The sequence below is a fragment of the Stenotrophomonas sp. ZAC14A_NAIMI4_1 genome (genome assembly GCF_003086915.1).
In the GTDB taxonomy this organism is placed as follows: domain Bacteria; phylum Pseudomonadota; class Gammaproteobacteria; order Xanthomonadales; family Xanthomonadaceae; genus Stenotrophomonas.
In genome coordinates this window covers 3365525-3389393 of the sequence record NZ_CP026002.1, presented here as the reverse complement: position 1 = coordinate 3389393, position 23869 = coordinate 3365525, and the positions used below count along the sequence as shown (strand labels likewise).

Genomic DNA, 23869 nt, shown 5'->3' with positions numbered 1-23869 from the left:
ATCACTCGTCGCCGGTCACGCGCAGGATCTCTTCCTGGGTGGTCACCCCGCTGTCCACCCAGCGTTGCCCATCACCGCGCAGGCTGCGCATGCCGGCCAGGCGCGCCGCCTCGCGCAGCGCGGGCTCGCCCTGGCCTTCATGGATCAGGGCGCGCACGCGATCATCCACCACAAACAGTTCGTGGATGCCCGTGCGCCCGCGATAGCCGCTGTGCGCGCAGGCCGGGCAGCCTACCGCCCGCCACACGGTGCGCCCATCGGCATCCACCTCGGCACGCCGGCAGGCCACGCACAGCCGCCGCACCAGCCGCTGCGCGAGCACGCCGCGCAACGATGACGCGAGCAGGAACGGCTCCACGCCCATGTCGGCCAGGCGGGTCACTGCTGAAATGGCATCGTTGGTATGCAGCGATGCCAGCACGCCGTGGCCGGTCAACGAAGACTGCACGGCGATCTGCGCGGTCTCGAGGTCACGGATTTCGCCGATCATGATCGTGTCCGGGTCCTGGCGCAGGATCGCGCGCAGCGCGGTGCCGAAGGTCATGCCGATGCGCGCGTTGACCTGGATCTGGCCGATGCCCGCAAAGTCATATTCCACCGGGTCTTCGACGGTGAGGATGTTGCTGGCGCTGCTGTCCAGCTGGCCCAGTGCCGCGTAGAGCGAGGTGGTTTTGCCGCTGCCGGTCGGCCCGGTCACCAGCACGATGCCGTGCGGCTGGCGGATGAGGCCGGTAAAGCTGGCCAGCGTATCGTCGGCCATGCCCAGCCGTTGCAGCTGCAGGCGACCGGCGTCCTTTTCCAGCAGGCGCAGCACGGCGCGCTCACCATGGCCGGTGGGCACGGTCGACACGCGGATGTCCAGCGGCCGCCCGCCCACCCGCAGCGCGATGCGCCCATCCTGAGGCAGGCGCTTCTCGGCGATATCCAGATGCGCCATGATCTTGATGCGCGACACCAGCGCGGCATGCAGCGCCCGCCGTGGCTGCACCATGTCGCGCAGCGTGCCATCGACCCGGTAGCGCACCACCGAATGGGTCTCGAATGGTTCGATGTGCAGATCGCTTGCACCATCGCGCGCGGCCTGCGCCAGCAGTGCGTTGATCATGCGGATCACCGGTGCATCGTCCTGTGCATCCAGCAGGTCGGTCACCTCCGGCATGTCCTGCATCAGCCGGTCAAGATCGACCTCGCTCTCAGCCGCGCCCACCACGGCGGCCGCATCACCGCCGTCGCGATACCGCTCGCCAAGGCGCGCCTGCCACTCGGCTGCATCGAGCACCTGGAACGGCAGCGACCCGTGCCGTCGCCGCAGTTCGGCCACGGCCCATGCGGCGGTATCGGCGGTTCCCAGCAGCACCGGCTCGCCGCCGGACTCGGCCACCAGCACGCCATGGCTGCGTACCCAGGCATAGGGCAACGCGGGCAGGACACTGCTCATGGGGCAATCACCAGTTCCGGCGTGTAGCCCAGCCCCCGCAGCTGCTGCAGCGCCGGGTCCAGCGCGGCCGGCTCGCGCGGCAGGCGCACGCGCAGCCGCTGCATGCTCTCGCCGGGCGTCGCTTCGGCGTAGGCCGGCAAGCCCAGCGCACGCACCTGCGCCACCGCTTGGCTGGCCCGTGCCGGGTCCAGCCCCTGCGCGAACTGCACCAGCTGCACCGTGCCCTCGCCCGCCGGGTACAGCGCAGCCAGGCTGCCGCCCGCAACCGGCTGGCTCTGGCCATCACGAGCGCTGCCCTGGCCCAGTACGCTCAGGTCCTGCGGTGGCAGCTGTGGTGCCGCCAGCGCCGGCAGGGCCCAGCTCTGCACCGGCTGCGCGCTGGCCTGGGCGTTACGCATGTAGTCGTAACGGTCGCGCGTCAGGCGTTGGCCGGCGGCGGGATCACGCACCACGTGCGGGCGCAGGAACACCATCAGGTTGGTCTTGGTGCGATTGCGGGTATCGCTGCGGAACAGCGCCCCCAGCACGGGAATCTTTCCCAGCCCGGGCACCGCGTCGCGGCCATGGCTGACGCTGTCTTCCAGCAGGCCGCCAAGCACCATGATCTGCCCGTCGTCCAGCAGCACGCTGGTATCCAGCGCCCGCTTGTTGGTGATGATGCCGGCACTGGCGCTGGAGCTCTGGCCGTCGATGCTGCTGACTTCCTGGTAGATGTCCAGCTTCACCGTGCCGCCTTCGGAGATCTGCGGGCGCACGCGCAGCTTCAGGCCAACGTCCTCGCGTTCGATGGTCTGGAACGGGTTGTTGCTGCCACCCCCGCCATCGGTGACGTAGCGCCCGCTGACGAAGGGCACGGTCTGGCCGACCATGATGCTGGCCGCCTCGTTGTCCAGGGTCATCAGGTTGGGCGTGGACAGGATGTTGGCCCCGCCCTTGCTCTGCAGCGCATTGGCCAGCGCCTTCATGTTGAGGATCTGGCCGACGCCGGGCAGGTTGATGGTCCCGTCGATCACGCCGATGTTCAGGCCATCGCGCGGCAGCACGTCCAGCGTGGTGCGCGCACCGGTGTCCAGCCCGCTGCCACCCGCGGCGCCGCCGAAGTGGGTGCCGCCGAACGTGCGGCCGTTGCCGAGCATCCACTGCACACCCAGTTCGGCCGCATCGCTCTGGTTCACCTCCACGATCAGGCTCTCCACCAGCACCTGTGCACGACGCTGGTCCAGCTGGTCGATCACCCGGCGCAGGTTGCGGTACACCGGCTCGGGGGCCGAGATCAGCAGGGTGTTGGTGGCCACATCGGCCTGCACCGAAATGCCATTGCTGCTGAAGCCGGTGCTGCCTGCGTCGATCGGGTCGCGGCGGTTCGGATCCAGCCGCTGCGATTGCAGTGCGTTGCCGCTGCCCGCGGCCTGCTGCGGCGGGGCCGGCTGGGCCGCCATGGCGGCCGGGCTGCCCCCCGGTTGCGCGGTGATGCCCGCGCTGCTGCCCACGGCAGGTGCATCGCTCTGCCCAGCCACGACCCCGCGCAGCACGCCGGCCAGCTGGGTGGCCTGCGCGTTGCGCAAGTACACCACATGCAGGTTCCCGGATTCGTCCTGCGCCTGGTCCAGCTTCTCCACCAGCTGTCGCGCCAGCCGCGTGCGGCCCGGGCTGCTGGATCGCAGCAGCACGCTGTTGCTGCGCGGGTCGGCCATCACCACGACCTTCTGCAGCGTCTCGCTGCCCTGCACATCCAGCAGGGGTGCAACCATGGCCGCCACATCCACGGCGATGCCCTGCTGCAGCTTCACGACATCGGTATCCATGCCGGCCGGCGTATCGACACTGGCAATCACCCGGGCGATCCGCTCCAGGTTGTCGGCGTAGTCGGTGATGACCAGCGTGTTGTTGCCCGGGTTGGCGGTGATCGGATTGTCGGGGCTGATCATCGGCCGCAGCACCGGCACCAGGGCGGCCGCACTCTCATAGCGCAGGGCGAAGGTCCGCGTGGCCACTTCGCCACCGGCACCGCCAGCACCCACCTGCCCCGCCATCAGCCTGGCATCGGCCTGCGGCACCACCCGGCTGACGCCAGCACTCTCCACCACGGCAAAACCGCGCATGCGCAATGCGCCCAGCAACAGCTGGTAGGCCTGCGCCGGGCTGACCGGGCCATCGGAGACCACGGTCATCTTGCCCGTCACCCGCGGATCGACCAGGAACTGGCGGCCAGTGAAACGCGCCGCCATGCGCAGCACCCCGCCGATATCGGTATCGACCAGGTTCAACTGCACCGGCTCATCGCGGGCACTCTGGGCCACGGCCTCTGCCGGCAGGTGCGCCATGCCCACCACCAGTGCCAGCGCCAGGCTGCAGAGCAGAGGCTGCATCGCCCTCATGGACGGCCGCCCGGCGCGGCCATCACGATGTTTCCGGAAATCCGTGCCGCCGGCATGTTCGCATCCCCTGTGCGTGTCAGTTGCAGTTGCTGCAGTTCAACGGCCGGATCAGCCAGCACCGGCAGCAGCCAGTTCCACAACGCGTCGGCCGGCACATCCTGCACCTGCAGGTGCCAGCGGCCGTTGCGCGCCTCGATGTGCAGGCCGCCGGCCAGGCCAGCGGCTGCGATCTGCATGCGCAGCGCGGCCAGCGACGGCCGCTGCTGCTGGGCCTGGTTGCGCTGTTCGCGCGCACGCAGCAGCGGCCGGAGGGCATCCGCCTGCGCCTGCAGCCGCGGCAGTTCGGCCTGCCAGTAGCTGTGCTGCTTCAACAGCGGTTCCAGCCAGAATGACCACAGCCCGGCGCCCAGCAGCGCCACCACCATCAGCAGCAGCATCCGCCGGTCACGCACGGGCAGGCGCCGCCAGCGCCCCTGCAGGTCGGCTCCAGGCGCAGCCCGCGCCGGCACCGCAGCGCTCATCGCCTCGCTCCCGTGATACGCAGGAGGCCATCCTCATTCCGCCGCAGCTGCAGGCCATGCGCCTGTGTTGCCTGCTGCCACTGTTCAAGCCGCTGCGGATCATCCGCCAGCGCCCGCGCAGCATCATCGAGGTCCAGCGTCAGCGCGTCCGGCTGGTAGCCCACGCTGCGCACCTGGCCAGCCAGCGCGGGGATGGCCTGCAGCACCGTGGCCACCTGCTGCTGCACGGCCGGCAACGGCGCGGGTGCCGGCGGTACCGCCAACGCGCGGCGGGCCTGCACGACCGGATCCACGACCTCTGTGATTTCCGGAAACTGCGCGGCCAGTTGGCGGGTGGTGTGCTGCTGCAGCGCTTCGCCCGCCGTGCGCCAGCGCATGACCTGCAACTGCAGGCCCACTGCGGCCAGCAGCACGGCCGCCACTGCCAGGGCAATCGCCAGGCGGGGTGCCGCTTGACGGCGACCGGGCAGCGGCAACGACCAGCCCGGCAGCGGTCCGCAGGCATGCGCCTGCTCCGGCAGGGCCGAGGCAGGCAGGTCATGCGGCCAGTCGGGCGGTACGTCGCCCAGCCACTGCACCTGCTGCACGCCGCACTGCTGCAGGCGTGCCTTCAAGGCCAGAAGCACGGCGCCGCGATCCCTGCCGCCGCACCAGTGCACGAACCCGCGGTCCAGCCCGCTGCGTACCAGCAGGTGTTCGCCGCTGGCCTGCAGCGTGGCGCTGCCTGGCTGCCAGGGCAGCAGCAGCGGCGTGGGATACAGGCCCTGCAGGTGCAGGCCACAACCGGCGATGACCTGCTGGGCCTGGACGATGGCCTGTTGCCCCAGCCACGCCACGGCCACCGTGCGATCGGCTGCCTGTCTGCCATGGCCCAGTGCGACGTCCTGCAGGTCATCCAGCAGCATCGCTTCCACCTCGCCCTGGATGGCCGCCTGCAGGCGGCGGCCCGACAACGGCGGCAACGGCAGTTCCAGCAGGATCAGATCCTGCGGATCGAGGCAGGCCAGCAACGCTGCCTGCGGATGACGCTGCCCCAGCACCGCCAGCGTGTCGCTGCCCTGCGCGTGCAGCTCGCCCCTGCGCAGCTGCACCCACTGCACCGTGCTCCCGGCATGCAGCCGCTCCAGCATCGGCAGGCGTACCCGCAGCTGCGTGGTCATGCGCCGATCCTCGTCCAGACACGCTGCACGCGAACGCCCTCGTCACGGTACTCGCGCCAGATCAGCGCACGAAACTCCACGGCAGTGTCATCGGCCTGCACCTGGCCCACGGCAAGGAACCACTCGCTGTGGATACCCAGCGGAAAGCCGGCCATCTGTTCCTGGGTCAACTGCAGGCGGTTGCCGATGTCGCCCCGGTTGAGCAGCCAGTGCCCAGCGTCGCGCTCGCCCAGCAAAGCCTGCAGCCGGGCGCCATCGATGCCGGGGGAGACCGCCTGCAGCACGCCCATGTCTGCAGTGTTTGCGTTGACCAGGGTCTTCGCCGGCAGCACCACGGTACGCTTCGCAAGTGCCTGCACCGCCGCGGCATCCGCACCCGCCAGTACCTGCTCGACCAGGGCTTCGCGCGGCAGCGGCGCCTGTGCCTGCAGTGCGCCGTCGCGCAGGCGCGACTGGATGCGGTCTGCGGCACCGGCGCACGCACTTCGTGCAAGGCCTTGGCTGCCGCACAGGGCGACGAATGCGCGCCGCGCCTCCACGTCCGGCCCACCCTCGGCCAGCAGGTTGCGCAGGTTGAACATCGACTGCGCGTCGATCATCTGCAGGTGCACTGCCAATGGCACCTGCAGCTGCACCGGGCGGGCCCATCGACCGTTGCGCACCGTGGTCAGCTGTTCCTGCGCGTCCTCACGCAGCTGCAGTGCGCCGCGCTCCAGCGCAGCATCCACCGCCATCCGCACCTGCGCGCGCAGCTGCTCGCCACGCAGTGCACGCAGCTGCGCCGATTGCCGGGTCAGCAGTGCGGTGGCGATCACCGCCACAAGCGCCACCACCAGCATCGCCACGATCACGGCCATGCCACGCTGGCGGGCGCACGGGGCCGAACGCATCCGGAGTGCCATTGCGCCGCCTCACAGTTGCCAGGAGCCGATGTCCGCATTCCCGGCATCGCCGCCGGGCTTGCTGTCTGCACCCAGCGAGAACACGTCGATATCGCCGTGCGTGCCAGGCACCTGGTACTGGTAGGGATGGCCCCACGGATCATTGGGCAAGCGGTCAAGGTACGGCGTGGCCGGCAGGGCGCCACTGCCCTGCGGGGGTTTCGCCAGTGCCTGCAGGCCCTGCCCGGCGTCCGGGTAGCGGCCGTTGTCCAGCTTGTAGAGCTTCAGCGCCTGCATCAGTGCGGCGATGTCCTGCCGCGCCGCGACCACGCGCGCCTGGTCCGGCCGATCCATCAACCGCGGCACGATCAGTGCGGCGAGGATGCCGATGATGACCACCACCACCATGATCTCGATCAGGCTGAAGCCCTGCTGCCGAGCCCTGCGACCACGAAACTGCATTGCCATTGTTCCGCCCTCGTCATCCTGGAAGAGACCGCTGCGCCATGCTCAGCGATGCATGTGTCAGTACGATAAACATCCGCCTGCAGTGCGCTGCGGCGGATCCTCTGCAAACCTTGCGCGTACGCGGGGTGCGCACGCCGCATCGCGCAGCACTGCCGGCATCCCGGCCAGCGTTGCGTCGGTCCACGTCACGAGCAGCGGGTGCGCGCAGGCGTGCAGCAGGCGCACGCAGTCCGTTGGCGTCCACGCCAGGCCATGGCCGAGGCCGATGAAGCGGCGATAGGCCTGCTGATGCCGCAGGTCATCATGCAGCCGCTGCGGGCTGTGCAGGCCGCGCATTGCCACCAGCAGCGCCGCACGTTGCAGTATGCGCATGTCCACGGCCTCCAGTGGCAACAGCGGTGCCACTGCATCCGGCCATGGCTGCAGCAGCGGGTCCAGCTCGCGCCGCAGCAGCATCAGCGGATGCGCGCTGCAATCCAGCGCGCCCCAGCGCATGGCGTCCGCCCAGGCATCGCTGCACAGCATCCACACCCACGAATGCCCGTAGCGCTGCACGTTCAATGGCGCATGCCGTGCCTGTTCCAGCGACTGGCTCAGGTGGCGATCAAGCTCCAGCATGCTGACCCTGCGACTTTCTGCCATCGGCGTCGCCCGTGCACTGTGACGCGATGTGCGTCGTCTGCTGGAAGAGACGCCGCCAGCGCCCGCGAAGCGACAGTGCATGTGCAACTCTGTGCGCTGCACCCTGCTTCATTCATTGCGTCACTGCAGCGTCATCATCCTGCAGGCATCGCGATCGATGCGCGGCGCCTCGCCACCGCAGCGCCGGGCCAGCACCGCCACGTCATTGCGCCGTGCGAATGCCGCCAGTGCTTCGCTCAGGCCGGCATCGTCCGTCCACGCCGCGACGGCCGTGCGCAGCGCGGGCAACCTCCAGCCGTCCATCACCCCGTGGGTACCCGCCACGAACCAGTGCCAGAGGCGGTGATGCAGCACCTGGTCGTGCAGCTCGACCAGGTCGGCAATGTCATGCATGGCCAGCAACAGCAGCGCGCGGGCGATGGCGGCCGGTGGCAGCGTGCCGCCTTCGGGCAGCGGCAGCGCCTGCCGCTGCAGGCGCAACAGCATCGACAGTGGGTGAGACTGCGGATCAAACTCCAGCAGCACGGCCTGCTGCTGCCAGCGCGCATCGGACAGCACGCACACCCAGGGCGAGCCATAGCGATGCACCATCAGCGGTTGCCGCTGCGTGGTTTCCAGCAGCGCAGACAGGTTGCGGCGCAGATCCAGCACGCCAATGGTCTCGTTGCGCATCCGTGGCTCCCCCGTTGAGTATTGACCGCCCGTACCCCGACGGTACGCGCCACCCTTTACCCAAGGACGGCGATGCCACCGGGAAAGCGACGCAGGCCCAGCGACATCGTCAGCCGCAGCTGCTCGAGCGCTGCGTCCGGGTCGTCGATGCGGAAACGGCCACTGACCGGCGCCCGGGCCAGTGCGCGCTCGCCCAGCATCACCTTGCCGCGGCGGTAGCGATTGATCTCTGCCACCACCTCGTGCAGTGGCGCGCGGCGGAACACCAGCATGCCGTCGGTCCAGGCGCCGACCTCGGCCGCCACTGCTTCGGCTACCACGCCACTGAGGCGTTCGTCATAGCGGGTTTGCTGGCCGGCCTGCAGCTGCAGGCGGCCCTGGGGATGTTCGATGCGGACGCTGCCGCGCAGGCAGGTCACCCGCACCTGGTCATCGGTATTGCGGATATCCAGCCGCACCGGCCCCTCATCGGCGAGCACGCAGCCCTGCCCGGCGAACACCGCCAGCCGTGCGCCGGCAAGAGTCTGCAACGCTGCCTGGCCCTGCACCAGCTCGTAGCCTTCACCACGGCCGTCGCTGCGCCGGCGCAGGCTGCTCTGGGTATCCAGTTCTATGGCCACGTCAACGCTGGGCGTGATGCGCAGGCGCTCGCCGGTGCCGGTGTGGTAATCGGAGGCCAGCGCACTCGCCGATGGCCACAGCCCCATCGGCGGCCGCACTGCGGCGGCCACGACCAGGCACGCCGGGGCGGCGACCGCAGCCCCGAGGAAGGCGCGCCGGCTCCATCGCTGGGCAGGCGTGGCCACCTGTGGCTGGCGTGCCGCCGCGGGCACCTGCCCGCCCGCCACGCGTACCTGCTCCCACTGGCGTCGTGCCTGGGCAAAGGCTTGGCGATGGGACGGGTCTGCATCGCACCAGTCACGGAACGCGCGGCCATCGGCGGCCGTCGCTTCGCCGGACGTCAGCCGCACCACCCACGCGTGCGCCTGGCGCTCGATGGCGTCCAGGGTGCGGTGCGGGCGGTCGTCAGCGTCCATGGGGGCTCATGCCGTCCCCGCACACTGCGGGGTTCTGCTCGGCGTCAAAGTGTAGACGGACGGCGCGGCTCAGAACCGCACCTGGCGCCCCTGCCCGCTGCGTTCGGCCAGATAGTCCTGTGCGGCCTTCAGCTCGCGCTGCACCAGGCGCAGCGAAACACCGAGCTGCTCGGCCACTTCGCGCTGCTGCAGGCCATCGACGCGGATCGTGAGGAGGATGCGGCGACGGCGTTCCGGCATGCGCTGCAGCAGCCCCACCATGTCTTCCAGCGCCATTTCCTGCTCGGCCGCCTGCGCCGGTCCCGGGCCCGGGTCGGCCATGTCCATCAGCGCATCCACTTCTTCCAGGCTCAGCAGCCTGTAGTCGGCACGCTGCCGATCGATGACGGTGTTCATCGCCATGCGCAGCAGGTAGGCCGCAGGATTCTGCACCGGGTCGAGCCGGTCGCGGCGCGCGCTCAGGCGCATCCACGTGTCCTGCAGCGCGTCGCCGGCCAGCTCCTCCGAGCCCAGCTTGCGTACCAGCCGCCGCTTGAGTTCGTCGTAGCCCCCCAGCAGGTGATCCATCAGGTCTGCCGCCCCGGCGGTACCGTTGCTCATTTTCGCGTCCTTGAATTCATGGAAGGGGGGCGCGGCCACCACAGTCGTGGTTGCCGGCGGAGGGTTGGATCTGCAGCACCACCGGCTGCGGCAGCGCGGCCGTTTCCGGTGCCAGCACCAGCGAACGCAGCGCCTGCAGCAATCGCGCGTCACGGCGCGGGTTGCCGGTACCGCTCACCAGATCGGGGTCGTGCACCTGGCCGCGGGCATCGATGCGGAACTGCAGCGTGGCGGTGTACTGGCCGGGGTGCAGGTCGAGGTCGCCGCAGAACGCGCTGCGCAGGCGCTGCTGCACGCCACCCAACCGGCGGCGACGCTCCGTGTCGGAGAGCACGGGCAACATCGGGCCCGCCGCAGCCTCGACAGCGGCCAGCCGCAGCACCACGCGCTGCGTATCAATGGTCTCGGCGTCGACGCCGGTATCGCGCAACAGCTCGCGCAGGGCCTGGGCCGGTGCCAGGGTGCCCTGCACCGGATGGCTGCGACGGCCCGCCGCCAGATCGCCGGCGTACATCACCGACCACCCACTGGCGACGCTGAAGCGTTCGACCGCCTGTTCCAGCGGCTGCGAGGGAATATCGAAGCGCTGTGCCGGTTCCTGCGCGACAGCGACGAAAGCCAGCAGCAACCATGCGGCGATGGCCACTTTCCAGGTTCTGACCGCACGGTGTCCATTCAGCCCCCTGACGTCGAACACATGACCCTCGGCAGCGACAGCAGCTGCAACAACGGCACGCGGCCCGACCCCGGGGTCGGCCTGCGCACGGTCGGCAAGCGGACCCAAACCGTACTGGCTGCACGTTTCATTGCGATGACCGGCGCGGCCGCTGCCCTGCGGGCAGCCGGTGCGCTACCTCGTTCCCTGCCAGCAGCGTCGGCCCATGCCCGGGGGTGCCCTAGAGCGGCAACTCGGTGGTCTGCTTGATCCGCTGCATCGGGATCTCGGTCTTGGTGTTCTGCACGCCCGCGATGCGGTTCAGGTGCCGGATCTGGAACTGCCGGTACGCATCCAGGTCCGCCACGGCCACCCGCAGCAGGAAGTCGCAGTCACCCGCCATCAGGTGGCACTCGAGCACCTCAGGGAAAGACTTGATGCTGTTGATGAAGTGGTTGGTGGTGTCCTCGTCCTGCCCGCGCAGCCACACCCGCACGAACACCGTGAAGCCGCGCCCGACCTTGGCCGGGTTCAGCAGCGCCACGTAGCGGTCGATGTAGCCCCCCTCCTCCAGCAGCCGCACCCGGCGCAGGCAGGCCGATGGAGACAGCCCCACCTGCCGGGCGAGCTCCAGGTTCTGCAGCCGCCCGTCACGTTGCAGGGCATCAAGGATGCGGCGGTCCAGGCTGTCGAGCTCGTTCTGCATGGGATTTCACTGGAATGGCGAAGGCGCGCACAGGATTGCAGATATTCGGATCAACACGGCATCAACGCAACCCGATTCGAGGGGCTGGCCGTTAGCATGGTCGTCCCCCCACCTGCGATCGCTCCATGGACGCCCGCACCACCCTGCCCCTGCCCGCCCCCGCCTGCGACACCGCACCCCGCGCCGAATTCCTGCGCGGCCTGCGCGCCGCCATCCCGGTGATGATCGGGTTCCTTCCCTTTGCCCTGGTGCTGGGTGCCCAGGCCGCGCAGAAGGGCCTGACCGCGCTGGAAGTGCCGCTGATGACCGGCCTCAATTTCGCTGGCGGCTCCGAATTCGCCGCGGTGGAACTGTGGACCTCGCCGCCGCACATTGCCCTGATCGTGGCCATCACCGCCCTGGTCAACAGCCGCCACCTGCTGATGGGCGCCAGCATCGCCCCATTGCTGCAGCAGCTGCCGCGGCGCCGGGTCCTGCCCGCGCTGTTCTTCATGTGCGATGAAAGCTGGGCGCTGGGCGTGGCCGATGCACGGCACCGTGGGCGCGGCTTCAGCCTGGCCTATTACCTGGGCGTATCGGCGGGCCTGTACACGGTCTGGGTGGTGTTCACCACGCTGGGCGCGCTGGTCGGGCCGCTGCTGGGCGACATCCACGCCTATGGGTTCGACATGGCCTTCCCGGCCGTGTTCCTGGTGCTGCTGCGCGGCATGTGGCAGGGCATGAAGGCCGCTCGCCCCTGGCTGGCCAGCCTGCTGGTGGCCGCAGGCACCTACCTGCTGGTGCCCGGCGCGTGGTACGTGGCCAGCGGTGCGCTGGCCGGGCTTGCCGCCGCGTGGCTGCTGGCGGAGGACGCGGCATGATCCTCGGCGGAGTGATCCACTGGACCTCCTTGCTGACCATCGTGCTGATGGCGGCCGTGACCTACCTCACCCGCATCCTTGGCTACCTGGCCCTGCGCAACCGCACCCTCAGCAAGCGCGCGGTCACGGTGATGGAAGCGGCGCCGGGCTGCGTGCTGATCTCGGTGATCGCACCGGACTTTGTTTCCAGCCATCCGGCCGATCTTGCCGCGCTGGCGATCACCCTGCTGGCTGCCACGCGGTGGTCGATGCTGCCGACGGTGCTGATCGGTGTCGTTTCGGCGGGAGTACTGCGCCACGTGATGGGGTGAGGCATCCCCTGCGTCACCCGGTCGCAGGGTCCGGCGCGGGCACACTTGACCAATATCAATCCGCGCCGCGTGCCGTGCGCGTATCTCTATGCAGGAACCCCAACGCCGGCGTCACCGGCATCCAAAGGACCTGCGATGAGCTACTCCCCCGACAACGCCCAGCTGCTGAACGCCATGCAGAACGTCATGGTGATCTCCACCACCGACCTGCAGGGCAACATCACCTATGCCAATGACCTGTTCTGCACGCTCACCGGGTTCGCGCGCGAGGAGCTGATCGGCCAGCCGCACAGCATCGTGCGCCACCCTGACGTGCCCAAGGCCGTCTACAAGGACATGTGGGACACCATCAAGGCCGGCAAGACCTGGACCGGCATCGTGCCGAACCTGGGCAAGGGCGGCGTGCTCTACGTGGTCGACACCACCGTGCAGCCGCTGTTCGATGCCGAAGGCAACATCACCTCGTACATCAGCATCCGCCGCGTGGTGAATGACCTGATGCAGAACTACGACCTGGTCGAGTTCAGCAAGGAAAAGTTCGACGATTTCTACGAGGCCGCGTGAACGCCCTCCCGACCAGTACGTCCTTCAGCCGCCTGCTGGTGGGCTTCGCGTCCGAGTCGGGCAATGCCCGCGCCCTGGCCCAGCGCCTGGGCGCGGAGCTGCAGCCGCACGCGCCGCAGGTCCTTCCGTTCAACGACATCGACGTGGCCAGCCTCGGCCACGGCGACGTGCTGCTGGCCATTTCCAGCTCGTTCGGCGACGGCGAACCGCCCGCCAATGGCGAGCAGTTCTTTGAAACGCTGCGCCAGACCCCGATGCTGAGCGGGCTGCGCTACGCCGTGTTCGGCCTGGGCGATACCGGCTACCCCAGTTTCTGTGGCTTCACCAAGGCGCTGGACGCCGCACTGAGCGAGCGCCAGGCGCAGCCGCTGCTGCACCGCGTGGATGCCGATCTCGGCTACGAGCAGTTCTTCCAGCAATGGCAGCCGGTGCTGGGCCAGGTGTTGCAGGGGGACCTGGTCGCCGGCCAGGACCTGCGCCTGCAGGTCACCGCCTACGGCGAAGACAACGCCTTTGCCGCGCCCATCCTTGAGCGCCGCCGCTTGAACAGCAGCGACCCCGCTGCCTGGCACGTGCAGCTCGACATTGCCGGCAGCGGCATGGCCTACCGGGCTGGCGACACCCTGCACGTGGTGCCGGACAACGATCCGTCGCTGCTGCAGGCACTCGCAACGTGGTACGGCGATCCCGCTGCAGTGACGGTGCTGCAGGACCGCGAGCTGCGCCTGCCCAGCAAGAGCGTGCTGCGCGAACTGGCCCGCCTTGGCGGCAGCGAAACGCTGAAAGGCCTGCTCAAGGTCAGCCAGAAGCGCGAACTGGACGCCTACCTGCACGGCCTGGATGTGCTGGACCTGCTGCAGGACCATGCCACGCCGGACAGCGTTCCGCTGGACCGGCTGTGCAACATCCTTTCGCCGCGCCTGCCCCGCGCCTACTCCATTGCCTCGCACCCCGGCGACGACCAGGTCAGCCTGTGCGTGCGCGAGGTGCGATACCACCTTCGCGGCCGCGAGCGTTGCGGCACCGCCACCGGCAGCCTGCTGCACGGTGCCGGCCATGCACGCGTGTACTGCCGGTCCAACCCGGGCTTCCACCTGCCCGACGCCGCCGATGTGCCGCTGCTGATGGTCGGCACCGGTACCGGCATCGCGCCGCTGATGGGCCTGATGCAGGAACTGCAGGCCGGCACGCGCGCGCGCGACGTGCACCTGGTGTTTGGCGAGAAGCACCGGCAACACGATTACCTGTACCGCGAACAATTGCAGGACTGGCACGCACGGGGGCTGCTGGCCGGCCTGCATACCGCCTTCTCGCGTGACGGCACCGGAAAGGTCTACGTGCAGCATGTGCTGCAGCAGCGCGCCGATGAAGTGCGTGATCTGCTGGCACGTGGTGGCCACCTGTACCTGTGCGGCAACAAGCGGCACCTGGAAGCAGCGGTGCGTGAGGCCATCGATGCGATCGGTGGCGAGGGGCGCTGGGAGACGCTGCGCGGTGAAGGCCGCACCCACTGCGAGCTGTATTGACGGCTGGATCGATTCCGCCGGGCATGGCCCGGCGCTACCAACCGTGGGGCGCTGCTGCCCTTCGCCGTTACATCGGCACGCCGACAATCACGCTCGATGCCTTGAACAGCACCGTGGCCGGGCCGCCTTCCTGCAGCTCCAGTGCGCGGGTGCTGGTGCGGGTGATGATGGCCACCACGGTACAGCCATGGCCGATATCCACCACGATCTCATCATTCACCGCGCCTTCGGTGATGCGCTCGACCGTGCCACTGAACTGGTTGCGTGCCGAATACCGCGTGCCATCGCCCTGCGCCACGATCACCGAGGACGCCTTGACCAGCGCATACGCCGGCACCCCCACAGCCAAGCCCAGCGATTCCACGCTGCCGTGGGTGATGGTGGCGACCACCGCCACGCCGGGCGCGACTTCAATCTGCACTTCGTCATTGACGGCGCCGTTGGCCAGCGCGCTGACGCGCCCGTCGAACTGGTTGCGTGCACTGGTGATCATGCCGATTCTCCGGATCAGGGCCAGATCCTCGTCCAGCCCAGGGGTGGCCTGCAGCGACTGCAGGAATGCGCGGTGCGCACGCTCGACCTGTTCAAAGCGCGCGATCAGCTGCCGGCCACGCTCGGTCAGGCGCGCACCGCCACCACCGCGACCGCCCACGCTTCGCGCGACCAGCGGTTCGCCGGCCGCGGTGTTCATCGCGTCCACCGCATCCCAGGCGTTCTTGTAGGTCATGCCCATGCGCTTGGCGGCCTGGCTGATCGAACCGCAGGCGTCGATCAAACCCAGCAGGGCGAAGCGCCCGCGTCCGCCCAGGTTCTGCCCGGCAATGCTCAGCCACAGGTTGCCCTGCAGTTCCAGGGTGGGGTCGGCCTCGCTCATCGTGCTCCGTTCCATGCCGCGCGTGCGGGCCCCCAGTGTAAGGCGTCGCTGCACCGCACCGGCCTTGATATGAATCAAGGTGCCCATTCACCGCACCGCCGACACTACCCCGGTCGGTCATCAAGTTGACCTCTGCCAACCGTTATATCATCGTGGATATAACGAACCCGAGGACTCGCGAGGATGCGTACCTGTCGTTTCGTTCTACCCCTGTCGGCCCTGCTGCTCCCTCTCTCCGCACACGCCCTCGAGGCGGCCGCGCCGCCCCCGGTATTCACCCTGGGCACGGTTGACGTGCACGCCACCCGCGGCACGTCGGCCACCGTGGCCGAGCGCCGCCTGGATGCCGAACGCATCCAGCAGCTGGACCGCAATACCGTCGGCGAGGCCGTCAGCGTGCTGCCCGGCGTCAGCCTCGCCCACAACTCGCGCAACGAGGACATGGTCTACCTGCGCGGCTTCGATGCGCGCCAGGTACCGGTGTTCCTGGATGGCATCCCGTTGTACGTGCCCTACGACGGCTATGTGGATTTCGGCCGCTTCACCACCTTCGATCTCGCCGAGATCCAGGTCGCCAGCGGTGGCGCCTCGCTGCTGTATGGCCCCAACATCCTCGGCGGTGCGATCAACCTGGTCAGCCGCCGCCCTGATCGCCCCTTCGAAGGCGATGTGCGCCTGGGCATCGCCGATGGCGGCGAGCGCAAGGCGGCCTTCAACCTTGGCGGCCGCCAGGGCGACTGGTACTACCAGCTGGGCGCATCGATCCTGAAAGCCGATGAATTCCCACTGCCCGACGGCTTCGTCGATTACAAGCGCGTGCCCACAGACACCGGCAGCGAGCGCCAGAATGCCCAGCGCGAAGACCGTCGCCTGTCGTTCAAGCTCGGCTACACGCCGCGCGAAGGCGACGAGTACGCCATCGGCTATGCACGCCAGGACGGCGAGAAGGGCAACCCGGTCTACACCGGCACTGCGCGCAGCGGCATCCGCTACTGGCGCTGGCCCTGGTGGGACAAGGACAGCCTGTACTTCATCGGCAACACCGCCCTGGGCGAACACACCACCCTGCGCACGCGCGTCTACCGCGATACCTACGGCAACGGCCTGGATGCCTATACCGATGGCACCTACCAGGTGGCCATGGACAACGCCAACTTCCCCAGCATCTACGACGACCGCACCGTCGGCGGCTCGATCACCCTGGCCACCACCGTGCTGCCGCGCCAGGAACTGCAGCTGGCGGTGCACTACAAGGAAGACAAGCACAGCGAGAGCAACCCGCATTCGCCGACCAAGGACTACCGCGATGTCACCACCTCGGTGGCCATCGAAGACCGCATCGCGCTCACCGATACCTCGCACCTGCGCGTGGGCATCGGCCACGACCGCCGCGAGGCCAAGCGCGTGTACTTTTGGCCGACCGGCAGCACCGACGCCACCAACGGCGTGGTCGAGTACGTGCAGCAGATGGCGCCGGACCAGCAGTGGTACGCCAGCGTCGCGCGGCGCACGCGCTTCCCGACCATCAAGGACCGCTATTCGGCGCGCATGGGTGCGGCCCTGCCCAACCCGGACCTCGCCCCCGAACACGCCACCCACTTCGAACTGGGCCTGCGCGGGCGCTGGTGGGAAGGCGGCCAGCTGCAGGCCGCGCTGTTCCAGAGCCGCATCGACGACCTGATCCAGACCGCCATCGTGGCCTCGACCGACTGCGGCGGCAGCACCTGCAACCAGGCGCAGAACATCGGCAAGGCCCGCCACCAGGGCGTGGAACTGGGCCTGCAGCAGCGCTTCGGCGATGACTGGAACCTGCAGGGCAGCTACACCTGGCTGCGCCGCACCAACCTGCAGAACCGCGACGTCGCCCTGCTCGACAGCCCGCGGCAACGCCTGTTCATGGCGGTTGGCTGGCAGATGCTGCCGCAGGTGAAGCTGCAGGCCACGGTGGAAGCCGAACAGGGGCGCAAGGTCAGCTACGCCGACACCGCGCGCCCGGTACGTGCCCTGCCCGGCTACGGCATCGTCGGCCTGAAGGCCAGCTGGGCCCCGCGCGACGCCTTGGATTTCGACGTCGGCGTGCGCAATATCGGCGACAAGTGGTATGAGCTGGCCGATGGCTACCCGATGCCCGGCCGCACCTGGTTCGCCAACGCCAACTGGAGGTTCTGAGCATGGGCACCACCCCGACACCGCGCATCGCCGCGATCGTGCATGACCACAGCGGCGAGCCCGACGGACTGCTGGCCGCGTTCGCCGCGCGCCAGCTGGCTGCCGGGGTACGCGTGCGCGGGCTGGTGCACCTGCCACACGAACCCACTGCCAACGGCAAGCGCATGGCGCTGATGGACGTGACCGACCCCGGCTCACGCTACCCCATCAGCCAGGCGCTCGGCCCGGCGTCCTGCGGCTGCAACCTGGACCCGGGCGGCATCGCCGATGCCAGCGTCGTGCTGCGCCGCGCCTTGCAGGAACCCGCCGAGCTGGCCATCGCCAACCGCTTCGGCACGCTGGAATCGGAAGGCGGCGGCATGGCCGACGAACTGCTGGCGCTGATGATGGCCGACATTCCCGTGTTGACCGCGGTGAAGCTTCCCTACCTGCAGGCCTGGCGCGAATTCACTGGCGGGCTGGCCGCCGAACTGCCCGCCGACGCCGATGCACTGGAGCGCTGGTGGAATGCCTGCCGCAGCGCACCGGTGGCGGCGGCATGAGGCGGCGTGCGCTGCTGCAGGCCTTCGCGCTGGCACCCTTGCTGGCCGCCAGTGCAGAACTGCTGGCCATGCCCGCCCAGCGCGTGCTGCGCCTGGGTGCGCCGAAGGCCACGCCCAGGCGCGTGTTCGCGGCCGGTCCGCCGGCCGCCGTGCTGATCGCCGCCGTGGCGCCGGACCGCCTGCTCGGCTGGCCGATGAAGGTTTCGCCGGATGCCCTGGCCCAGTTGCCGGCATCGCTGCGCACCCTGCCCGTCGTCGGCCGCCTCGCCGGCCGTGGCAGCACCGTCAGCCTGGAACGCCTGTTGTCGATGCAGCCGGACCTGGTGCTGGACGCCGGGGATTTCGATGCCAACTATCGCGACGGCGCCGAGCGCGTCTGGAAGCAGACCGCCATCCCCTTCGAGCTGATCGCAGGCCGGCTGCCCGACCATCCCGCGCAGTTGCGCCACGTCGGCAGATTGCTGGGCGTACCTGCGCGCGGCGAAGCGCTGGCCAAGGCCGCAGAAGCACAACTGGCACTGGTGCGCGAGGTGCTGGCCACGCGTCCGCCCGCATCCCGCCCCACTGTCTACTACGGCCGCGGCAGCGATGGCCTGGAGAGCGGCTTGTCCGGCTCCATCAATACCGAGGTGATCGAATTCTGTGGCGGCCGCAACGTCGCAGCGAGTGCCGGCAGCGGTGGCCTGGCGCGCGTATCGTTCGAGCAGCTGCTGGCCTGGGACCCGGACGTGATCCTGACCCAGGATGCCGGCTTTGCCGCACGCGCCGTGCAGGATCCGCGCTGGCGCGCCCTGCGCGCGGTACGCGAGGGCCGCCTCCACTGCGCGCCGGTGCTGCCGTTCGGCTGGCTGGACGGCCCGCCGGGCATCAACCGCCTGCCAGGCTTGCCCTGGCTGCTGTCCAAGCTGCACCCCGGCGCAGCGCCGGCACTGGCACCGGCCGCACTGCACGCAAGGCTGGCGGCACTGCATCTGCTGTTGTGGGGCCAGCCGTTGCCCGCCGACATCGCACGCCACCTGGACCCGCGCAGCTGATGCGGCGTCCGCTTCCTGGTTGGGCCTGGCATGTGGGTGGCTGGGCATTGTTGTTGGCGATGGTGCTGGCGGCGTTCTCGGTCGGCCAGTTCCCCGTGCGGCCCGGCGCGCTGCTGCAGGCCATCGGCTGGCAGCTGTTCGGCATCGGCGAGCCCAGCCCTCCGGCAGTGCAGGCCGCGCTCTGGCATATCCGCCTGCCGCGCGTGCTGGCCGCGGTGCTGATCGGCGCGGTGCTCTCTGCTGCCGGCGCGGCTTACCAGGCCATGTTCCGCAACCCGCTGGTCTCGCCGGACATTCTTGGCGTCTCCGCCGGCGCCGGCCTCGGCGCTTCGCTGGGCCTGTTCCTCGGCCTGCCGATGCTGCTGGTACAGGGCATTGCCTTTGCGGGTGGGCTGGGTGCGGTCGGCCTGGTCTGCATGGTGGCCGCGCTGGTGCGCCGGCATGATCCGGTGCTGGTGCTCGTGCTGGCCGGCGTAGCGGTTTCCGCACTGCTGGGCGCGGGCATTTCGCTGCTGAAGCTGCTGGCCGATCCGTACACCCAGCTGCCATCCATCACGTTCTGGCTGCTCGGCGGCCTCAACTCGGTGGTCACCGATGATCTGCGGGTAACCGCGCCGCTGCTGCTGATCGGCCTGCTGCCGCTGGTATTGCTGCGCTGGCGGGTCAACCTGCTCAGCCTGGGCGACGAGGAAGCCAGCGCACTGGGCGTGGCGGTGACGCCGCTGCGCTGGACCTTGATCGCAGCGGCCACGCTGTGCACCGCCGCCGCGGTTTCACTGGCGGGCATCATCGGCTGGGTCGGGCTGGTAGTCCCGCACATCGCCCGCCTGATGGTCGGCGCGGATTTCCGCCGCCTGCTGCCGGCCAGCCTGCTGCTGGGCGCCAGCTTCCTGCTGGCGGCCGACACGCTGGCACGCATCGTGGCGCCGATCGAACTGCCGCTGGGCATCCTCACCGCCTTTGTCGGCGTGCCCTGCTTCCTGCTGGTGCTGGCGCGCAGCGAGCGTCGTGCATGAGCCCGCCCCCGTTGCTGCTGGATGCAGACGCCCTGGTGATCGGCCATGCCGGGGTGTCACTGGGCGCACCGTTCGCGCTGTCGGTGCAGCCGGGCGAAGTGATGTGCCTGCTCGGCCCCAACGGCTGCGGCAAGACCACCCTGTTCCGTACCCTGCTCGGGCTGCTGCCACCGGTGGCCGGCGAGGTACGCCTGCTGGGCCAGCCGCTGCGCGGGCTTGACCGCGCCACGCGCGCGCGGCGAATGGGTTACGTGCCCCAGGCCGCGCCACTGCCGTTCGCCTGGCGCGTGCGCGACGTGGTGGCGATGGGTCGCGCTGCGCACCTGGGCCTGCTGGCCGCACCCGGCCGCGCCGATGAAGCGATCGCCGAAGACTGCCTGCGCGAACTGGGCCTGCAGGCGCTGGCCGACCGCACCGTGACCACCCTCAGCGGGGGCGAACGGCAGCTGGTGCTGATCGCCCGCGCCCTGGCCCAGCAGGCGCAGCTGCTGGTGATGGACGAACCCACCGCCAGTCTCGATTTCGGCAACCAGCTGCACATCCTCGATACCGTGCGCCGCTTGGCCGGGCGCGGCATCGGCGTGCTGCTGTCCACCCATCAACCGCAGCACGCGCTGCAGGTGGCCGATCGCATCGCGCTGATGTCGGCGGGCAGCCTGACGGCGCTCGGTCGCGCGCAGGAGATCGCCACGCCCGCGCGGCTGGCCGCCCTCTATGGCGTCGATGCTGCCCGCGTCGCCGCCGCACTTCCCGCATCTGGAGCACGATCGTGAACACCCCGCTTCCCCCGCCCATCGACCACAGTGCCCGCTACCGCCAGCACCTGCTGGCCTGCGGCTTCCAGCCCAAGCCCGCCAGCGCCTGGGACGCGCGGGCGGCACAGTCCAGCTGGAAGCGCCGGCATGATGACTACAGCGAGGCCTTCCTCGCCCGGCTCGATCTCACTGGCATTGCCACCGTGCTGGACGTGGGCTGCGGTCCCGGCCTGCTCAGCCTGCCCATCGCCGCGCAGGTGGAGCAGGTGCATGCACTGGACTACAGCAGCGGCATGCTCGATGGACTGCGTGCGGCCATCGCTCGCGACGGCGTGGGCAATGTCACCCCGTGGCCGCTCTCCTGGACCGATGACTGGCAGGCCGTGCCGCGCTGCGACCTGGCCATTGCCTCGCGCTCGCTGATGGTGCCGGACCTGGAAGCCGCACTGCGCAGGCTGGATGCACATGCACGGCAGCGCGCCTGCATCACCTTCGCCACCGGCCCGCGTGCCGGTGTCACGGAACTGGCTGAGCTGCTGGGCCGCGAGTGGGTGCCGATGCCCGACCACCGTTACCCGATCAACATGCTGCTGGACATGGGCCGCGACCCGCAGGTCGACTACCTGCCCGAATCGGTGCGCGACGTGGACCAGGACGCCGAAGGCCTGTTGCGCCAAGCGGTGGACCTGTTCGGTGCACTGGATGAGGACGAGCAGGAACGCGTGCGCGCCTGGCATGCCCGCTCGCCGCAGCATCGCTTTGGCATGGCACCGACACGGCGCTGGGCCTTCATCCAGTGGGCGACGGACTGCTGACCGGGTAGCGCCGGCCGCTGGCCGGCTGCTCTGCTCTGCGCGGTTGCCGGCCAGCGGCCGGCACTACCCTGGCGCCTCCTGCCGCCCACCTTGCGGGCCGCCTGATCGCTTTGGCATGGCACCTGGCCGGCACTACCTCAATCGCTGACGATGCGGCCGTCCACGACGCGGGCCACCTGCTGGCCGAATACTTCGACATCGCGCGGGTCGTGGCTGATCAGCAGCAGCGGGATGCCCGTTTCATCCAGCACCGCTTCCAGCTCCTGGCGCAGGTGCTGGCGCAGATCGTGGTCCAGTGCAGCGAACGGTTCGTCCAGCAGCAGCGCCTGCGGCTGGGTCACCAGCGCCCGTGCCAGCGCCGTACGCTGGCGCTGGCCGCCAGACACCTGCGACGGCAGCAGATCGGCCACGTGGTCGATGCGGAAGGCCTGCAGCCAGCGCTCCACCGCATCATTGCGCACGGCGCGGCGAGGATTGAGCCAGCCGCGGTGCAGCCCGAACGCCACGTTCTGCCGCACGCTCAGGTGCGGGAACAGCGCGTAATCCTGGAATACATAGCCCAGCCGGCGTTGCTGCGGTGGCAGGTTCACCCCCGCGGCACTGTCGAACAACACCTGGCCCTGCAGCCGCACGTGGCCGTGCCAAGGCCGCAGCAGGCCTGCCACGGCCTTCAGGGTCAGGCTCTTGCCCGCACCGGACGGGCCGAACAGCACCACCTGCCGCTGCCGGCACTGCAGCGCCACGTCCAGCACGAACTGCGTGCTGGCCGCCTGCATCGGCCGGTGAACCTGCAGATCAAGCCACATCGCGCAGCTCCTGCCGGCGCCCGCCTACCAGCCGCGCGGCCAGCAGCAGGATCACGATGCACACCACCGAGGTCAGGATCACCAGCGCATTGGCCTTGCCATCCTGCCCGGCCTGCACCGCTTCATAGATCGCAATCGAGAGCGTCTGCGTGCGGCCGGGAATGCTGCCCGCCACCATCAACGTCGCACCGAACTCGCCCATCGCCCGCGCGAACGCCAGCAGCAGGCCGGCCAGGATGCCGCGCCAGGCCAGCGGCAGGGTGATGCGGAAGAACACCGCGGCCTCGGACACGCCCAGTGTGCGTGCCGCATTCTCGAGCTGGCCATCCACGCCTTCGAACGCGGCGCGCGCCGGCTTGAACACCAGCGGCAGCGAGGCCACCGCTGCGGCAATCACCGCCGCCTGCCAGGTAAACACCAGGTTGATGCCGAACCACGACTGCAGCCACACGCCTATCGGACCGTTGCGGCCGATCAGCACCAGCAGGTAGTAGCCCAGCACCGTGGGCGGCAGCACCATCGGCAGGGTCAGTATCGAATCCAGCAGCTCACGGCCAGGGAAGCGCCTGCGCGCCAGCAGCGCACCCAGCGCAACGCCCAGCACCAGGTTGATCGCCGTGGCCCAGCCGGCCACCTTCAGCGACAGGCCCAGGGCGCTCCAATCCAGATCCATGCCTCAGGGCTTGCCGAATCCGTGCTTGACCAGGATCGCCTGGCCCTGCGGCGAGCGCACGAAGGCCGTGAAGCGCTTGGCTTCGGCCGGCTGCGTGCTGGCCTGCACCACTGCCAGCGGATAAGCGATGCGACCGGCGACCGGCACTTCAAACGCGCGGCGCACGCGGTCGGGCATGGCCTGCGCATCGGTGGCGTAGACGAAGCCCGCATCCACTTCACCGCGCGCCACGTAATCGAGCGACTGGCGCACGTTCTGGGTGGTGATGGCCTTGCCCTGCACCGCCGGCCACAGCCCCGCCTTTTCCAGCGCACCCTTGGCATAGCGGCCCACCGGCACGCTGTCAGGGTTGCCCAGCGCGATGCGCTGCACGCTGCCGCCCGCCAGATCCTTCAGGGCACGCGGGGCGGCCTTGGCCTGCGGCGGCACCACCACCCACAGCGCGTTCACCGCGAACACCTCGCGGGTGCCGGGCGCCAGCAGCTTCTGCTGTTCGGCCTGGTCCATCGTGGTCTCGTCGGCCGACGCAAACACATCCACCGGTGCACCACGGCTGATCTGCTGCAGCAGCACCCCGGACGCAGCGAAGTTGAAATCAACCTTGGTGCCCGGGTGCGCCTTCTCGTAGGCCGCGCCCAGTTCGCGGAAACTCTCGGTCAGGCTCGACGCCGCCGACACCGTCAGGTCGGCGGCCCATGCCGGCAGTGCGGCCAGCAGGCCCAGCAACAATAGTCCAGCACGTTTCATCATCGGCTCCCGTCAGGAT

Annotated in this window: 26 protein-coding genes; 10 read left to right on the top strand and 16 right to left on the bottom strand. The window is 69.4% G+C overall.

The window, feature by feature from the left end; translation table 11 throughout:
- Window position 1: 1 nt before the first annotated feature.
- The 12 genes from gspE to C1926_RS15415 form a co-directional block, all read right to left on the bottom strand.
- The gene (gene gspE, locus C1926_RS15470; RefSeq protein WP_108759794.1) at window positions 2-1438 is read right to left on the bottom strand and encodes a type II secretion system ATPase GspE; all 1437 of its coding nucleotides are present in this window, start codon (window positions 1436-1438) and stop codon (window positions 2-4) included.
- Complete coding sequence (gene gspD / locus C1926_RS15465; protein ID WP_108759793.1) at window positions 1435-3816, bottom strand: type II secretion system secretin GspD; 2382 nt, start codon at window positions 3814-3816, stop codon at window positions 1435-1437. Before gspD ends, gspE begins: the two co-directional genes overlap by 4 nt.
- Entirely contained in the window at window positions 3813-4337 is a 525-nt protein-coding gene (gene gspM, locus C1926_RS15460) for a type II secretion system protein GspM (protein ID WP_108759792.1), read from the bottom strand. Before gspM ends, gspD begins: the two co-directional genes overlap by 4 nt.
- Window positions 4334-5497 carry a type II secretion system protein GspL gene (gene gspL / locus C1926_RS15455; protein ID WP_108759791.1) on the bottom strand — a complete coding sequence of 388 codons (1164 nt, stop codon included), beginning with the start codon at window positions 5495-5497 and terminating at the stop codon, window positions 4334-4336. The genes gspM and gspL overlap by 4 nt, the downstream gene beginning before the upstream one ends.
- Window positions 5494-6399, bottom strand: coding sequence for a type II secretion system minor pseudopilin GspK (gene gspK / locus C1926_RS15450; RefSeq protein ID WP_254057285.1), 906 nt, complete (start codon window positions 6397-6399; stop codon window positions 5494-5496). The genes gspL and gspK overlap by 4 nt, the downstream gene beginning before the upstream one ends.
- Window positions 6400-6408: 9 nt before the next feature.
- On the bottom strand, window positions 6409-6846 hold the full coding sequence (gspG, locus tag C1926_RS15445) for a type II secretion system major pseudopilin GspG (protein WP_108759790.1): 438 nt from the start codon (window positions 6844-6846) through the stop codon (window positions 6409-6411).
- Window positions 6847-6903: 57 nt separating this feature from the next.
- Window positions 6904-7464: a hypothetical protein gene (locus C1926_RS15440; protein WP_254057284.1), complete on the bottom strand. Its 561-nt coding sequence runs from the start codon at window positions 7462-7464 to the stop codon at window positions 6904-6906.
- 144 nt (window positions 7465-7608) lie between these two features.
- A complete protein-coding gene (locus C1926_RS15435) occupies window positions 7609-8160 on the bottom strand; it encodes a hypothetical protein (protein ID WP_108759788.1) in 552 nt (183 codons plus the stop codon).
- 56 nt (window positions 8161-8216) lie between these two features.
- Window positions 8217-9197, bottom strand: a complete 981-nt coding sequence (locus C1926_RS15430; protein WP_108759787.1) for a DUF4880 domain-containing protein — start codon at window positions 9195-9197, stop codon at window positions 8217-8219.
- 69 nt (window positions 9198-9266) lie between these two features.
- Entirely contained in the window at window positions 9267-9797 is a 531-nt protein-coding gene (locus tag C1926_RS15425; RefSeq protein WP_108759786.1) for a sigma-70 family RNA polymerase sigma factor, read from the bottom strand.
- Window positions 9798-9813: 16 nt separating this feature from the next.
- Window positions 9814-10494 (bottom strand): STN domain-containing protein, encoded by a 681-nt coding sequence (locus tag C1926_RS15420; RefSeq protein WP_108760725.1) that lies wholly within the window; start codon window positions 10492-10494, stop codon window positions 9814-9816.
- Between the two features lie 199 nt (window positions 10495-10693).
- Window positions 10694-11158 carry an Lrp/AsnC family transcriptional regulator gene (locus tag C1926_RS15415; RefSeq protein ID WP_079222062.1) on the bottom strand — a complete coding sequence of 155 codons (465 nt, stop codon included), beginning with the start codon at window positions 11156-11158 and terminating at the stop codon, window positions 10694-10696.
- Window positions 11159-11283: 125 nt separating this feature from the next.
- Between C1926_RS15415 and C1926_RS15410 the strand changes: the two genes are divergently transcribed.
- The 4 genes from C1926_RS15410 to C1926_RS15395 all read left to right on the top strand — a co-directional run bounded on the left by C1926_RS15410 (window position 11284) and on the right by C1926_RS15395 (window position 14419).
- Window positions 11284-12018 carry an AzlC family ABC transporter permease gene (locus C1926_RS15410; protein ID WP_108759785.1) on the top strand — a complete coding sequence of 245 codons (735 nt, stop codon included), beginning with the start codon at window positions 11284-11286 and terminating at the stop codon, window positions 12016-12018.
- Window positions 12015-12329 carry an AzlD family protein gene (locus C1926_RS15405; RefSeq protein ID WP_216822015.1) on the top strand — a complete coding sequence of 105 codons (315 nt, stop codon included), beginning with the start codon at window positions 12015-12017 and terminating at the stop codon, window positions 12327-12329. Before C1926_RS15410 ends, C1926_RS15405 begins: the two co-directional genes overlap by 4 nt.
- 135 nt (window positions 12330-12464) lie before the next feature.
- Window positions 12465-12893: a PAS domain-containing protein gene (locus tag C1926_RS15400; protein WP_108746809.1), complete on the top strand. Its 429-nt coding sequence runs from the start codon at window positions 12465-12467 to the stop codon at window positions 12891-12893.
- Window positions 12890-14419: a sulfite reductase flavoprotein subunit alpha gene (locus C1926_RS15395; RefSeq protein ID WP_108759783.1), complete on the top strand. Its 1530-nt coding sequence runs from the start codon at window positions 12890-12892 to the stop codon at window positions 14417-14419. Before C1926_RS15400 ends, C1926_RS15395 begins: the two co-directional genes overlap by 4 nt.
- A 67-nt stretch (window positions 14420-14486) precedes the next feature.
- Here C1926_RS15395 and C1926_RS15390 read toward each other — a convergent pair whose 3' ends face one another.
- A complete protein-coding gene (locus C1926_RS15390; RefSeq protein WP_108759782.1) occupies window positions 14487-15293 on the bottom strand; it encodes a TOBE domain-containing protein in 807 nt (268 codons plus the stop codon).
- Between the two features lie 183 nt (window positions 15294-15476).
- Here C1926_RS15390 and C1926_RS15385 point away from each other — a divergent pair, with 183 nt between their 5' ends.
- Genes C1926_RS15385 through C1926_RS15360 form a run of 6 tightly spaced genes read left to right on the top strand, consistent with a single transcriptional unit; the run spans window position 15477 to window position 21624 of the window.
- Window positions 15477-17462 (top strand): TonB-dependent receptor, encoded by a 1986-nt coding sequence (locus C1926_RS15385; RefSeq protein WP_108759781.1) that lies wholly within the window; start codon window positions 15477-15479, stop codon window positions 17460-17462.
- A gap of 2 nt (window positions 17463-17464) precedes the next feature.
- Window positions 17465-18004, top strand: a complete 540-nt coding sequence (locus C1926_RS15380) for a DUF2478 domain-containing protein (protein ID WP_108759780.1) — start codon at window positions 17465-17467, stop codon at window positions 18002-18004.
- Window positions 17965-19038: an iron ABC transporter substrate-binding protein gene (locus tag C1926_RS15375; protein ID WP_254057282.1), complete on the top strand. Its 1074-nt coding sequence runs from the start codon at window positions 17965-17967 to the stop codon at window positions 19036-19038. Before C1926_RS15380 ends, C1926_RS15375 begins: the two co-directional genes overlap by 40 nt.
- Window positions 19038-20054, top strand: coding sequence for an iron ABC transporter permease (locus C1926_RS15370; RefSeq protein WP_108759779.1), 1017 nt, complete (start codon window positions 19038-19040; stop codon window positions 20052-20054). The genes C1926_RS15375 and C1926_RS15370 overlap by 1 nt, the downstream gene beginning before the upstream one ends.
- The gene (locus C1926_RS15365) at window positions 20051-20827 is read left to right on the top strand and encodes an ABC transporter ATP-binding protein (RefSeq protein ID WP_108759778.1); all 777 of its coding nucleotides are present in this window, start codon (window positions 20051-20053) and stop codon (window positions 20825-20827) included. The genes C1926_RS15370 and C1926_RS15365 overlap by 4 nt, the downstream gene beginning before the upstream one ends.
- Window positions 20824-21624 (top strand): class I SAM-dependent methyltransferase, encoded by an 801-nt coding sequence (locus C1926_RS15360; RefSeq protein ID WP_108759777.1) that lies wholly within the window; start codon window positions 20824-20826, stop codon window positions 21622-21624. The genes C1926_RS15365 and C1926_RS15360 overlap by 4 nt, the downstream gene beginning before the upstream one ends.
- A 137-nt stretch (window positions 21625-21761) precedes the next feature.
- Here C1926_RS15360 and C1926_RS15355 read toward each other — a convergent pair whose 3' ends face one another.
- Genes C1926_RS15355 through modA form a run of 3 tightly spaced genes read right to left on the bottom strand, consistent with a single transcriptional unit; the run spans window position 21762 to window position 23850 of the window.
- Window positions 21762-22430, bottom strand: coding sequence for an ATP-binding cassette domain-containing protein (locus C1926_RS15355; RefSeq protein ID WP_108759776.1), 669 nt, complete (start codon window positions 22428-22430; stop codon window positions 21762-21764).
- Window positions 22420-23103, bottom strand: a complete 684-nt coding sequence (modB, locus tag C1926_RS15350) for a molybdate ABC transporter permease subunit (RefSeq protein ID WP_108746815.1) — start codon at window positions 23101-23103, stop codon at window positions 22420-22422. Before modB ends, C1926_RS15355 begins: the two co-directional genes overlap by 11 nt.
- A 3-nt stretch (window positions 23104-23106) precedes the next feature.
- Complete coding sequence (gene modA, locus C1926_RS15345) at window positions 23107-23850, bottom strand: molybdate ABC transporter substrate-binding protein (protein ID WP_079225244.1); 744 nt, start codon at window positions 23848-23850, stop codon at window positions 23107-23109.
- Between the last annotated feature and the right edge of the window lie 19 nt (window positions 23851-23869).